At 57.7% G+C, this 12892-nt stretch carries 13 protein-coding genes; 7 read left to right on the plus strand and 6 right to left on the minus strand.

Annotated features, from left to right (window positions below; all coding sequences use genetic code 11):
- From ASF13_RS01575 to ASF13_RS01585, 3 genes are all read left to right on the plus strand, one after another.
- Positions 1–393 (plus strand): DUF1987 domain-containing protein, encoded by a 393-nt coding sequence (locus ASF13_RS01575; RefSeq protein WP_056231730.1) that lies wholly within the window; start codon positions 1–3, stop codon positions 391–393.
- The gene (locus ASF13_RS01580) at positions 390–1115 is read left to right on the plus strand and encodes a GGDEF domain-containing protein (protein WP_056231731.1); all 726 of its coding nucleotides are present in this window, start codon (positions 390–392) and stop codon (positions 1113–1115) included. The genes ASF13_RS01575 and ASF13_RS01580 overlap by 4 nt, the downstream gene beginning before the upstream one ends.
- Positions 1116–1541: 426 nt before the next feature.
- A complete protein-coding gene (locus ASF13_RS01585) occupies positions 1542–3686 on the plus strand; it encodes an ornithine decarboxylase (RefSeq protein WP_056231734.1) in 2145 nt (714 codons plus the stop codon).
- Positions 3687–3770: 84 nt separating this feature from the next.
- Here ASF13_RS01585 and ASF13_RS01590 read toward each other — a convergent pair whose 3' ends face one another.
- A complete protein-coding gene (locus ASF13_RS01590; protein ID WP_056232333.1) occupies positions 3771–4409 on the minus strand; it encodes a TetR/AcrR family transcriptional regulator in 639 nt (212 codons plus the stop codon).
- A 668-nt stretch (positions 4410–5077) separates the two neighbouring features.
- Here ASF13_RS01590 and ASF13_RS01595 point away from each other — a divergent pair.
- Positions 5078–6187 (plus strand): methyl-accepting chemotaxis protein, encoded by a 1110-nt coding sequence (locus ASF13_RS01595; protein ID WP_056231736.1) that lies wholly within the window; start codon positions 5078–5080, stop codon positions 6185–6187.
- Positions 6188–6253: 66 nt separating this feature from the next.
- Here ASF13_RS01595 and mltC read toward each other — a convergent pair whose 3' ends face one another.
- From mltC to mutY, 3 genes are read right to left on the minus strand one after another with little or no spacing between them, the layout of a single operon-like run.
- A complete protein-coding gene (mltC, locus tag ASF13_RS01600) occupies positions 6254–7333 on the minus strand; it encodes a membrane-bound lytic murein transglycosylase MltC (RefSeq protein ID WP_056231739.1) in 1080 nt (359 codons plus the stop codon).
- A 51-nt stretch (positions 7334–7384) separates the two neighbouring features.
- Positions 7385–7657, minus strand: a complete 273-nt coding sequence (locus ASF13_RS01605; protein ID WP_056231741.1) for an oxidative damage protection protein — start codon at positions 7655–7657, stop codon at positions 7385–7387.
- On the minus strand, positions 7657–8745 hold the full coding sequence (gene mutY / locus ASF13_RS01610; protein WP_199177618.1) for an A/G-specific adenine glycosylase: 1089 nt from the start codon (positions 8743–8745) through the stop codon (positions 7657–7659). The genes ASF13_RS01605 and mutY overlap by 1 nt, the downstream gene beginning before the upstream one ends.
- A gap of 249 nt (positions 8746–8994) precedes the next feature.
- On the opposite strand from mutY, the gene trmB reads away from it, so the two are divergent.
- The 3 genes from trmB (at position 8995) to ASF13_RS01625 (ending at position 10859) form a co-directional block, all read left to right on the plus strand.
- Positions 8995–9714, plus strand: a complete 720-nt coding sequence (gene trmB, locus ASF13_RS01615) for a tRNA (guanosine(46)-N7)-methyltransferase TrmB (protein ID WP_056231747.1) — start codon at positions 8995–8997, stop codon at positions 9712–9714.
- On the plus strand, positions 9714–10040 hold the full coding sequence (locus ASF13_RS01620; RefSeq protein ID WP_056231750.1) for a YggL family protein: 327 nt from the start codon (positions 9714–9716) through the stop codon (positions 10038–10040). The genes trmB and ASF13_RS01620 overlap by 1 nt, the downstream gene beginning before the upstream one ends.
- A gap of 108 nt (positions 10041–10148) precedes the next feature.
- Positions 10149–10859 carry a DUF2884 domain-containing protein gene (locus tag ASF13_RS01625; protein ID WP_056231752.1) on the plus strand — a complete coding sequence of 237 codons (711 nt, stop codon included), beginning with the start codon at positions 10149–10151 and terminating at the stop codon, positions 10857–10859.
- 12 nt (positions 10860–10871) lie between these two features.
- Here the strand turns inward: ASF13_RS01625 and hemW are convergent, their stop codons facing one another.
- Both hemW and ASF13_RS01635 read right to left on the minus strand, forming a co-directional pair.
- Positions 10872–12014: a radical SAM family heme chaperone HemW gene (hemW, locus tag ASF13_RS01630; protein ID WP_056231755.1), complete on the minus strand. Its 1143-nt coding sequence runs from the start codon at positions 12012–12014 to the stop codon at positions 10872–10874.
- Positions 12007–12600, minus strand: a complete 594-nt coding sequence (locus tag ASF13_RS01635) for an XTP/dITP diphosphatase (RefSeq protein WP_056231757.1) — start codon at positions 12598–12600, stop codon at positions 12007–12009. The genes hemW and ASF13_RS01635 overlap by 8 nt, the downstream gene beginning before the upstream one ends.
- Positions 12601–12892: the final 292 nt, after the last annotated feature.

The following is a 12892-nucleotide window of genomic DNA, read 5'->3' on the forward strand; positions in this document are numbered from 1 at the left end:
ATGCACACAATTTCGATTCCGGCGACGGCGACCACGCCGGCCGTTGAGTTTGATTTTTCCGCCGGAAGGCTGTCGCTGAGCGGCGAGTCCTGGCCGGAGAACGCGGCGGCCTTTTACCGCCCGCTGCTGGCCGCGGTGGAGGGCTGGGCAGAGCAGCCGCAGCCGCAGCCGATGCTGAGCATTCACGTGGCGCTGAGCTACTTCAACAGCTCCAGCACCAAGATGCTGTTCGGGCTGTTTGCGCTGCTGAACGGCGTGGCGGAGGGGGGGCAGCCGACAGAGCTGCACTGGTATTTCGACGCGGAAGATGACGTGGCGGAAGAGTTTGGTCAGGAGCTGAGCGTGGATTTTCCGGCGATCGGCGTAATTTTTCATCCGGGTGAAACGGGATGAGCGGCCTGGCCGAGCTGTTCACGGATGAAAATGCCCTTCTTGAGCGCTCGCGGGAGATCGCCGCGCGCGCCGGCAGCGACGCCGAAACCTACCGCAGCGCCCTGCTGGAGCTGAACGGTCACTATCAGCGGCTGATGCGCGAATCATGGCGGGTGATCTCGCGCAGCGACCGCGCCGAGCGCGAGCTGACCCTGCTGAATGAACGGCTGCGTGAACTGGCGCAGCGGCTGGAGTATGAAGCCAGCCACGACCCGCTCACCGGCGTGTATAACCGCAGCGCCATTATCAACCGCATCAGCAACGCGCTGCTGCTGGATGAAGCGGCGCTGATCCTGCTGGATATCGATCATTTTAAAGTTATTAACGACACCTGGGGTCACCCGACCGGCGACGCGGTGATCGGCGAGCTGATCCGCCGCATTGAACGTTCGGTGCCGGCCAGCGGCAGCGTTGGCCGCGTTGGCGGCGAAGAGTTTACCATCCTGCTACCGGGGGCTACGCTGGGGCAGGCGGGCGTGGTGGCGGGCTATATTCACGCCTCGCTGAATATGTCGCCGCTGTCGGTGCTGCCTGAGCGGCTGGTGACGGTCAGCCTCGGCGTCAGCTGGGGCGGGCAGCACAGCCGTTTTGAACAGCTGTACGCCGAGGCTGACGTGGCGCTGTACGCGGCAAAACACGCCGGGCGAAACCGGGTGCATTACGCCAGTTCAGCTACCGGCTGAAGTGAATTTTTTAGCAATAATCATGCATAATTAACCGCGCGGGATGGGTTGAACCTGCCGGTAAAAAATGCCATGATTGCGCAAAATTTGCTGTCCCATCCCCGTTTTGCTGAGGCCACCGCCATGCCAGGTTTACTGTTGCCAGTCAGTACCTGCCACCAACATCTGCTGATGTTGCGCCCGCGGCTGCCCTCGCATTGTCACGCGTCGTCGATACACTCTCTCACCGTGCGGTGAGGTCTTATTACGCTTAACTGTTGGCCATCAGTAAGAACAGACCCGTTCTGATTTTACTCATGCCTTTCGGTTGAAGCCGGACTCCGTTCTGCTCACCAGGCCTGACTTTTCGTCGGGAGTGCGGCGCATCGCCTGCGTTCCTGTAATGTGCTCCGGCACCCTTATCCTTGACGCCTGAGGATTAGCGTTATGACCCCACTGAAAATTGCAGCCAGCACCACCGTCGCTATCCACCTGCGCACCGGGCGCGAAGTCGTTACGCTGGATAACACCGACTTCACCGACGTTGCCGCGGTGGTGGTCTCCGTCTCCGATTCGCGCAGCGGCATTCTGACGCTGCTTAAGCGCACCGGTTTTGAACTGCCGGTGTTTATCGCGCTGGATGATGCGTCACAGGCTGACGATCTGCCGCAGGCTGACGGCCTGCTGACCGGGGATGACGATGACGCCACGCTGCTGGAAAAAGCGGCCTCCGCTTACCAGGCTAACCTGCTGCCGCCGTTCTTCCGGACGCTGACCAAATACGTGGCGATGGATAACACCACCTTTGCCTGCCCCGGTCATCAGGGCGGGGCGTTCTTTAAAAAGCACCCGGCGGGTCGGCAGTTCTACGATTTCTTCGGTGAGAATCTGTTCCGTGCCGATATGTGTAACGCCGACGTGAAGCTCGGTGACCTGCTGATCCACGAAGGATCTGCCAAGCACGCGCAGAAGTTTGCCGCGAAGGTGTTCAACGCCGATAAAACCTACTTCGTGCTTAACGGTACCTCCAGCGCCAACAAGGTGGTGACCAACGCGCTGCTGACCCGCGGTGACCTGGTGCTGTTTGACCGCAATAACCACAAGTCTAACCACCACGGCGCGCTGATTCAGGCCGGCGCCACGCCGGTCTATCTGGAAACCGCGCGTAACCCGTTTGGCTTTATCGGCGGCATCGACGCGCGCTGTTTCGACGAGGCTTACCTGCGCGAGCAGATCCGTCAGGTGGCTCCTGAACGGGCAGAGCAGGAGCGGCCGTTCCGGCTGGCGATTATCCAGCTGGGCACTTACGACGGCACGGTGTATAACGCGCGTAAGGTGGTCGACAGTATCGGCCACCTGTGTGACTACATCCTGTTTGACTCGGCGTGGGTCGGCTATGAGCAGTTTATTCCGCTGATGGAGGCCTGCTCGCCGTTGCTGCTCGATCTTAAGCCGTCCGATCCGGGAATTTTTGTTACCCAGTCGGTACATAAGCAGCAGGCGGGCTTCTCGCAGACTTCGCAGATCCACAAGAAAGATAACCATCTGCGCGGCCAGCCGCGTTTTTGCCCCCACAAGCGGCTGAACAACGCTTTTATGCTGCACGCCTCCACCAGCCCGTTCTATCCGCTGTTTGCCGCGCTGGATATCAACGCCAGAATGCATCAGGGCGAGGCCGGTCGCCGCCTTTGGCACGAGTGCGTGGTGCTGGGCATTGATGCACGTAAAGCGATCCTCGCCCGCTGTGAGCTGATCCGACCGTTTATCCCCGCTGAGGTTGATGGCCTGCCGTGGCAGGATGCGCCCACGGCGACCATCGCCAGCGATCCGCGCTGGTTCAGCTTCGAACCCGGTGCCCGCTGGCACGGCTTTGCCGGCTATGAGCAGGATCAGTATCTGGTCGATCCATGCAAACTGCTGCTGACCACGCCCGGGATCGATGCCGCCAGCGGTAAATACGCCGACTTCGGCATTCCGGCGACCATTCTCGCCAACTACCTGCGTGAAAACGGCGTGGTACCGGAGAAGTGCGACCTTAACTCGATCCTGTTCCTGCTGACCCCGGCGGAGAGCGTAGAGAAGATGGCACGGCTGGTGGCGAAGCTGGCGCAGTTTGAGCAGCATATTAAAGAAGATGCGCTGCTGCGCGACGTGCTGCCGACCATCTACCGTAAAAACGCGGTGCGCTACGCGGGTTACACGCTGCGCCGCCTGTGTCAGGAGATGCACGATCTGTACGTGAATCACGACGTGAAAGATCTGCAGAAGGCGATGTTCCGTCAGCACAGTCTGCCGACGGTGGCGATGAACCCGCAGGATGCTAACAGCGAATTTATTCGTGGCAACGTCGAGCTGGTGGCGATTGCCGAGGCTGAAGGACGGATTGCGGCTGAAGGCGCGCTGCCTTACCCGCCGGGCGTGCTGTGCGTGGTGCCGGGTGAAGTGTGGGGTGGGGCGGTGCAGCGCTACTTCCTCGCGCTGGAAGCGGGGCTCAACCTGCTGCCGGGCTTCTCACCCGAGCTGCAGGGCGTGTATGTGGATACCGATGCGCAGGGCGTGAAGCATCTGCAGGGCTATGTATTGTCTCGTTAAGTGGCGGGTAACACGCAGGCAGCAACAGGGCGTTTATCACCCTGTTGCTGCGCTTCACCTCTTGGTACTGCTCCGGGTGCGGGTTTACCCGGCCGCCACCTGAGCCTCTTCACGTGCCTGGCGCAGAATAGCGTTAGCGATCCACTTACTCATGTCCTGCAGCTCATCGTTATTGCAGCCCCAGATATCCTTCATCACCAGAAAAATCTCCGATCCGTAAACCAGTGATAAAGCACGTAATACACGTTCGACCAGCGGGGCGGGCATCTCTTTTCTTAGCGGCTCAAGCGCCTGCACCAGTGACGCCTTACGGTTACCTCGTACCAGCCGTTCCTTAAGCGGAATCGGGTTAGCAGAACGCGCCTGCGCCCACTGGCTGAGTGAAAGGTGCAGGGCCGCCCTCAGTGTACCTTCATGCTGCAGCATCCGCGGGAAGGCAAAACCCAGCAGTTCGTCAACGCGCGAGGAGGCATCCTGCGATTTGGGTTGCCAGCTGGTTATCGGGCCAAGGATTTCCGTCATTGCCGCCGAGACCAGCGCGCTCTGGGTAGGAAAATAGCGATAGGCAGTGGCGCGTGACAGTTGTGCCTCCTGAGCCACTTCGGTGATAGATGGAAAAACATCGCTGTCAAACAGCCTCATTGCGGTTTCAATCAGTAAGCGACGTGTTCTTGTCCGTGTTGATGTCAGTTTCAACACATTAGCCTGATCCCTTTGCTCCACGATAACCTCATCTTTACAGTTGTTACGGTATGAGAATAGTACCGGCAGCCCTGTCACCGTTTGCCAGTGTTGATTTCAGGAGCAGCGCTTACCCTCTCTCCCGTCAGTCACGTTCAGCAGAATATCACGCATGATCTTTTCATTCATTTTATTGAACAATTGATTGGGTGCTGAAGTGATGGTGAACAACACAACCTCTGCTTGATACTTAACTATTCTCGATCTTAACTCAAATTAATCAACTGTTTATTGTTATATTTTCGTCTTTTCGTAAAGAAAGTGAGGAAGTTCGTTGTTTTTATCTGTTTTTCTTAAATTGCAGATACTAAAGTTTAGTGACTGATTTAGTGCTTTTACTGATATGACGAATCCCCCGCGGATAGTGTGCTACCGGGCAAAAGGTTGTGGGAAACTGGTCTGCACGATGGCTGAAACCTGCTGATTTTTATCAGCTATTAATAAGCCCGGTTTTTGATTGGTCCGGGGGAGGTCGCAGAGGCGCGGATGCTCAACGTTTTATGAACGCCCTAAACCACCCGTTAACTGGCGTTTAATATCGGTAATTTGTGTTAAGTTCGCTGTTGGTTGTTTTTTGTTCTGCCCGGTAGACTTCCCGCACAAATGGTAGATAAATGGAAAGGTCATCGAAACATAAGGCGGGATGAAGAATGTTCAAAAACACCAGTGTGAGAACGCTTGTCGCTGTATTTCTGTTGATATTTTTGATGGTGGTTAACGTCACTTTCTACTTTTTTGTGCGGGAAGCATCGGCTTTTTACCTCTTTAATGGGTTAGGTTTGCTGTTGCTGATTGGCCTGTGGGTCTATCTCACCGTGTATCTGGTGGTACCGATTACCCAGGTAAAAGTGGCGATAGACAATATTAATGCTGGCGAGATATCGCTGAAGATCCCTGAGTTTGGCAACAACTGTGCCGGCCGGCTGAATTCAGGCATCAACAAGCTTTCTGATAAGCTCTGCCATCTGGTCAGTAATATTCGCGCATCGTCGAAATCAGTATTTGTTTTATCAGAAACGCTGGAGAACCAGAGCGCCAGCCTCTCCTCGAAAACCGAGCAACAGTCAGCGATGTTGATGCAGACGGCCTCCAGCATGGAACAGATTTCTGCCGGAACCAAAAACAACGTCGAGAATACCCGTCAGCTTAAAAGCTTTACCAGTCAGTCGCATACCTCTGCCGATCGCGGCGGCGAGTTGATGAAAAATCTGACGAGCAATATGACCTCGATTATGGATTGTGCCGGAAGGATGAATGAAATTATCGGCATGATTGACAGTATCGCTTTTCAAACCAATATTCTTTCGCTTAATGCGGCCGTTGAAGCGGCCAGGGCGGGTGAACATGGGCGGGGATTTGCGGTGGTGGCCAGCGAAGTAAGAAACCTTGCCCATAAAAGTTCGGAATCGGCAAAAAATATCAAATCGCTGATTGAGATAACCAACAAAAACATCCGTCAGGGTGTGGAGCTGGTGTCGGATGCAGAGAAAAACATGCTGGACATTGTTTCTAACTCAGCCAATGTTAACAGCTTGATGGAACAGATGCTGATATCCATTGATGAACAGGAAAAAGGTATCGAACAAATTAATGTTGCTTTGTCTGAACTGGAAGGGGTGACGCAGAGTAATGTTTCTCTGGTTGGTGCGCTGTCGGCGTCCTCGGAATCACTGAAGCACCAGGTGTATGAACTGCAGGGTGAAACCGATAATCTGCGCCTCGGTGAGGGTAACGGCGGCCTGGTCGCCGTGGCTTCGTAACCGGCAGGCCGGGATGACGGGCGTCATACCGGCCTGCCGATCCCCGGGACGTTTCCCGGGGGAGGGTTAGTAGCGGTGATAGCTCTTCTGCGCGTTGTTAACCTTGTAGAGGTAACGACGGGACTCGGCAGAAGGATGGTTGTTGGTCAACCGCTGATAAACCTCCGCCGGCGACAGGTTGTTGATGCGGTTAAACGCCTGATCCTTATCGCTGGAGAACACCCGCAGTACGCTACCGGCACCGCCGTTATAGGCGGTGATCACCGCATAGCGGCGCGATGTCGTATTGCTGATGCCACTCAGGTAGGTGCCCTGCAGCAGCGACAGATAGGCGGTACCGGCGTCGATGTTGTTTTCCGGGTCCAGCAGATAACTGCGGCTCGGTTTACCCCATTTACCCTTCATCCGGAATACGTCCACCCCGGCGGAGTGTTGCACCACCTGCATCAGGCCCAGTGCGTCGGCATGGCTGACCGCATAGGGGTTGAAGCTTGACTCGATCTGCATGATCGCCAGAATCAGCGACTGATCGACGCCGTAGCGCTCGGACGCCTGGCGCACCAGCGGCAGGTATTTATGCGCACGCTTGTCGAGGTGGTTCGGCACCATCGGAATGGTTACCGACCAGATCACATGCAGGCCGGAGGTGCGGCGCTTCAGCTTGTTCTGGATCAGGTAGTCAGCAAAGGTGCCCGCGCGGCCCTGCCAGCGGATCGGCTGGCCGGTATTATCCAGCACCTGGCCGTAGAGCAGCGGTTCTTTACTGATTTGAATGTCGTTAGCGTCGGAGTAGAGATCGACGTTACCCGGATCCTCGCCGATCAGCAGGGTGGTCACGATCGCCTGGCGCAGGCTGGCGGTCGGGTCGGTACCCGCGATGGTCTCGATGGTGATGCTACCCGCCTCAAAGTTGATGTGGCTGCGGGTATAGTATTGATCGCTGTACTTCACATAATCTTTCGGTCCGGCGATCAGAACTTCGTTGATTCCCCAAATATTTTCGATGTTGTGGGCAAATTGTCCCATCAAAATATCAAAGCCGTTGGTATCTTTCACCCAGGCTTCCTGGTTGGTGTTCTGTTTCTTACCAGAACAGGAAACCAGCAGCGGAGCAATAATCAGCAAACCTATCAGTTTTTTCTTCATCTTTTCGTGCAGTGCCCACGGTGTAAAGAGCCCCTCAGCGGGGCCCGGTGCTTATTCTGCTGGCGGGGTGTAACCATCGATATGCACGTCTTTGCCTTCGAACAGGAATTTGATCATCTCCTGCTCCAGCAGCTTACGGTCATCCGGGTTCATCATGCTCAGTTTTTTCTCATTAATCAGCATGGTCTGCTTGGTCATCCACTGCGACCAGGCTTCTTTCGAGATTTCATTGTAGATACGTTTGCCCGTGTCGCCAGGGTACAACTGAAAATCCTGCCCTTCGGCATCACGTTGCAGGAACGTGCAAAAAATTGTGCGGCTCATTACTCTTCCTCTTCTTCTGTGGCGCGTGCGCTCAGTGCTCTCTGCTGCGGGTGACGCAGCTGCTGCAACAGGCGCTCTACCGGCGCGGCCAGCCCTACGGCGGGCGGCTGCGCTAAGTTATACCAGAGACCCGGGCCATCATCCATTGCGGCACGGGCAGAAGGCAGATCCAGCCACATTGGCACGATATCCAGGTGAAAATGGCTGAAGGTATGGCGGAAGGCGATCATCTGCTGCAACGGGCGATCGTCGACGCCGCGGCGGCGCAGCATCTGGCGTAATTCTTCTTCGCAGGCGAACTGCGGGAAACAGTACAGGCCGCCCCACAGGCCGACCGGGGGCCGTTGTTCCAGCCAGACGTCCTGGCCCTGCTGCATCAGCAGCAGCCAGCCGGTGCGCTCCGGCAGGGTCTGCTTCGGCTTTTTGCCCGGATATCTGGCCCAGCTGTTATGGGCGTAAGCGATACAGCCGCTGTTAACCGGGCACAGCTCGCATTTCGGTTTCGAACGGGTGCAGACCATCGCCCCAAGATCCATCATCGCCTGATTGAACTGGCTGACGCCGACGGCCGGCGTCACCTCTTCAGCGATCTGCCACAGGCGTTTCTCCACCTCTTTCCTGCCCGGCCAGCCGTCAACGGCGTAGCAGCGTGCCAGCACGCGTTTGACGTTGCCGTCGAGGATCGGGAAGTGCTGGCCTAAGGAGAGTGACAGCACCGCGCCGGCGGTGGAGCGGCCAATACCCGGCAGGTCGGCGACCTGTTCAAAGGTCTCCGGGAAGCGGCCGCCGTGTTGCTCGACCACCTTTTGGGCCGCCTTGTGCAGGTTGCGCGCACGGGCATAGTAGCCCAGCCCGGTCCACAGGTGCAGCACCTCATCCAGCGGCGCGGCGGCTAGATCGGCCACCGTCGGGAAGCGCGCCATAAAGCGTTCAAAATAGGGGATCACCGTGGCGACCTGGGTCTGTTGCAGCATCACCTCAGACAGCCAGACCTTATAGGGCGTTTTTTCCTGCTGCCACGGCAGGGTTTTGCGACCAAAACGCTGATACCAGTCCAGTACCTGCTGTGAAAACTGCGACGCCTGCATCATTGAACTGCGAACCTTCTCTAAAAATCAGGCAGGAATTCCAGCACAGACAATCGGGGCTGTAAACCGGATAATCGCTGCATTGACCCGGTGGGCAGTAAAAACCCCATATTTACCGGGGAATGTAATCCGGGCCGGGAAGCAGCCAAATGCTGTCTATACTGATTGCCAGGATCGGCCGGCCTTTAAGTTTTGCCACCCTGAGGGCATAATGCCCGCTTTATACAGAGCACAGCCGCAGGCATAAACATGAAAAACGATGTTATCTCACCGGAATTTGATGAAAATGGCCGCGCTATGCGCCGCATCCGCAGCTTTGTGCGCCGCCAGGGCCGCCTGACCAAAGGGCAGCAGCAGGCGCTGGATACGCTGTGGCCGGTGATGGGCGTGGAGTATCAGCCGCAGCCGGTAGATTTCACCGAACTGTTTGGCCGCGAAGGGCCGGTGGTGCTGGAGATCGGTTTCGGCATGGGGGCCTCGCTGGTGGCGATGGCCGCTAACAATCCGCAGCAAAACTTCCTCGGTATTGAAGTGCATTCACCGGGCGTCGGTGCCTGCCTGGCCAGCGCGGAAGAAGCCGGCGTCAGCAACCTGCGGGTGATGTGCCACGATGCGGTGGAAGTGCTGAACACTATGATCCCGGATAACTCGCTGCGCATGGTGCAGCTGTTCTTCCCGGACCCGTGGCACAAGGCGCGGCATAATAAACGCCGCATCGTGCAGCTCCCCTTTGCCGAGCTGGTCAAAAGCAAGCTCAAGCCGGGCGGCGTATTCCATATGGCCACCGACTGGGAAGCCTACGCTGAGCACATGCTGGAAGTGATGAACAGCATTGAGGGTTACAAAAATCTGTCGGAAACGGCAAACTGGGTGCCGCGCCCGGAATCGCGGCCGTTAACAAAATTTGAGCAGCGTGGTCAGCGTCTTGGCCACGGTGTTTGGGATCTGATGTTTGAGAGGGTTAAATAATGGCTATACAGCGCAGTCGTCGTCTTCGTAAAAAAATGCATATTGATGAGTTCCAGGAAGTGGGCTTCTCGGTTGGTTTTGCCTTTGCCGAAGGTACCAGTGATGAAACCATCGATACCACCCTCGATGCGTTTATCGCCGAAGTGATCGAGCCAAACGGCCTGGCGTTCGACGCCAGCGGCTACCTGCAGTGGGAAGGCCTGGTCTGCATGCAGCACACCGGTAAGTGCACCGACGAACACCGTGAACTGGTCGCTAAGTGGCTGGAAGCGCACAAGCTGAACGACGTGAAAGTGACCGAACTTTTTGACGTCTGGTATGACTAAGTAAACAATCATCCGACCATGTCACCGTCAGTTCTCCTGCGCTCGCCGCAGGGTGGCTGATGGCCAGGGCCACGCATGCGTGGCCCTTTTTTTTAAGGAGAAGTCACTATGCGCAAGGCGCTTATCACCACGGTACTGCTGCTGGCCGCCGGCCCGGCTCTGGCTGACTATCAGTGCAGCGTTAATCCCCAGGACGATATCGTCATCTCTCCCCAGCAGGTTCAGGTGGTGGGGGCCAGCGGTAACCTGGTCATTTCACCGGGTGGCGACGTGCAGCGCAACGGTCAGCCGCTCAGCGTTGACGCCAGCTCGCGGCAGAAAGCGATTGATTACCAGAACGCGCTGCGCCGTGACCTGCCGTGGATTGATAACGGCGCGAAGCAGCGGCTGGAGAAGGGGCGGGTGGCGCTGGACCGGGTGATCGTGCAGAAGCTCGGCCAGAACAGCAACGTGCGCCAGCGCCTGACCACGCTGGACGGCCAGCTGAAGCAGCAGATGAACCGCATTATCGAGCACCGCAGCGACGGCCTCACCTTCCACCATAAGGCGGTGGCGCAGGTGCGCCAGGACGGTGAACGGCTGGTGCAGAACGCCATGGGTGGCGTGGTGCAGGACAGCCTCAACGAGATGGGCACCCGCCAGACCGGCGGCGACAATCCGCTGCAGGCGATTATGGGCAACCTTGGCGGCTTACAGCAGGCAATTCAGGCCGAGTGGAGCAACCAGGAGCAGGACTTCCAGAACTTCGGCCATGAAGTCTGTAACCGGGTCACGGTGCTGGAAGGTCAGCGCCAGGCGCTGGTGGCGGGGCTGAAGTAAGGCGGCGACGCCTTACTCCTCTTCCGTCAGGAACAGCTCCAGCAGCGAGTTAAGGAACAGTTTGCCCTTTTCGGTAATCTGCCAGTGCTCTGCGGTTTCCGTCAGGTAGCCTTTTGCCAGCGCTTCATCAAGCTGCGGGCGCACGCTGCGCTCGTCCAGCCCGGTGTAGCGCGGGTACTCGGCACGTGGCGCGGCTTCCAGCAGTCGGAAGCGGTTCATAAAGAACTCGAACGGCTTCTCACTGTCGGCCACCTCATGACGCTTATCCAGGTATTTACCGGTCATAAAACCGCGCGGATGGCGGGTTTTAGTGGTGCGGATAATGGTGCCATCCGGCTGGGTCAGCTTACCGTGCGCGCCGCAGCCGATGCCGAGATAGTCGCCAAAACGCCAGTAGTTGAGGTTATGCTCGCAGCGGTAGCCGGGTTTGGCGTAGGCGGAGGTCTCATACTGCTGGTAGCCGGCGGCGCTGAGCAGCTGGTGACCCTGTTCAAAGATATCCCACAGGTCGTCGTCGTCCGGCAGGCGCGGCGGCCGTGAGGCAAACAGCGTGTTCGGCTCTATGGTCAGCTGATACCACGACAGGTGCGGTGGATTAAGGGCAATCGCCTGGCGCAGGTCGTCCAGCGCCTCTTCCAGCGACTGGTCCGGCAGGCCGTGCATCAGATCGAGGTTAAAGCTGCGCAGGCCGAGCGCTTCGGCCAGCTTCGCCGCGCGCTTCGCCTCTTCCGGCCCGTGAATGCGCCCAAGGCGCTCCAGCTTCTGCGGGCTGAAGCTCTGCACGCCAATCGAAATACGGTTCACCCCGGCGCGCTGGTAGGCGCTGAAGCGGTCAGCCTCCACCGTGCCCGGATTGGCTTCCATGGTGATTTCAGCGGTTGGTGACAGCGGCAGGCGCGCCCGCACGCCGTCCAGCAGCATCTGCATCGCGGCGCTGCTGAGCAGGCTGGGGGTACCGCCGCCGATGAAAATGGTGCTCACCTCACGGCCTGCCGTCAGCGGCAGGTCGGCATCCAGATCGTTGAGCAGGTGCTGCACGTACTCTTCGTGCGGCACTTCGCCTTTTAACGCGTGCGAATTGAAGTCGCAGTAGGGGCACTTCTGTACGCACCACGGCACGTGAATGTACAGGCTGAGCGGAGGCAGATTAACCATTCTGCATTGCATCCAACAGCAGTTTCAGCGCCTTACCACGGTGCGAAACCGCCTGCTTCTCGCTCTTGCTTAGCTCGGCGGCGGTTTTGCCCAGCGCCGGCACAAAGAAGATTGGGTCATAGCCAAAGCCGCCCGCGCCCGCGCTGCTGCGGGCAATTTCGCCCGCCCAGCTGCCGTGGAACACCAGCGGCGTCGGATCGGCGGCGTGGCGCACGTAGACCAGCACGCAGTGAAACTGCGCCTGGCGCTCGCCGTCCGGCACGTTTTCCAGCGCCTGCAGCAGCTTGTCGAGATTCTGCTGGTCGGAGGCGTCTTCACCGGCGTAGCGCGCGGAGTAGATGCCCGGCGCGCCGCCCAGCGCATCCACCGCCAGCCCGGAGTCGTCGGCAATCGCCGGCAGACTGGTAATCTGCGCCGCATGGCGCGCTTTCAGGATGGCGTTTTCGATAAAGGTCAGGCCGGTCTCTTCGGCGGACTCCACGCCCAGATCGGTCTGCGCGACAACATCAAGACCAAACTTGGCCAGCAGGTCGGCCAGTTCGCGAACCTTTCCGGGGTTACCGGTGGCAAGTACAACTTTTTGCATAGTTAATCCAGGCTGGTAAACAGATAGCGGCTCAGCGCGCCTTCGCAAAACGACAGGGGGCAAACCAAAAAATATGAGTGATAAAGGCGATTTTACCGGAAAACGCGGGGATTTTGCAGAGCTTTAACCAGGGGGACGTGAAAGATGCAGCAACGGTAAAAGAACATGGCTGGCAATGAATGCCTGATCCCCCACTGCTTTGCAGAAAATCGTTATCTGGCATCGGCTTGCTGCCGAACAACCTGCAACATCACCCATCTCGCCATATAAAATATGCCTTCAGCACAGATTT

Source organism: Erwinia sp. Leaf53 (assembly GCF_001422605.1).
In the GTDB taxonomy this organism is placed as follows: Bacteria; Pseudomonadota; Gammaproteobacteria; order Enterobacterales; family Enterobacteriaceae; genus Erwinia.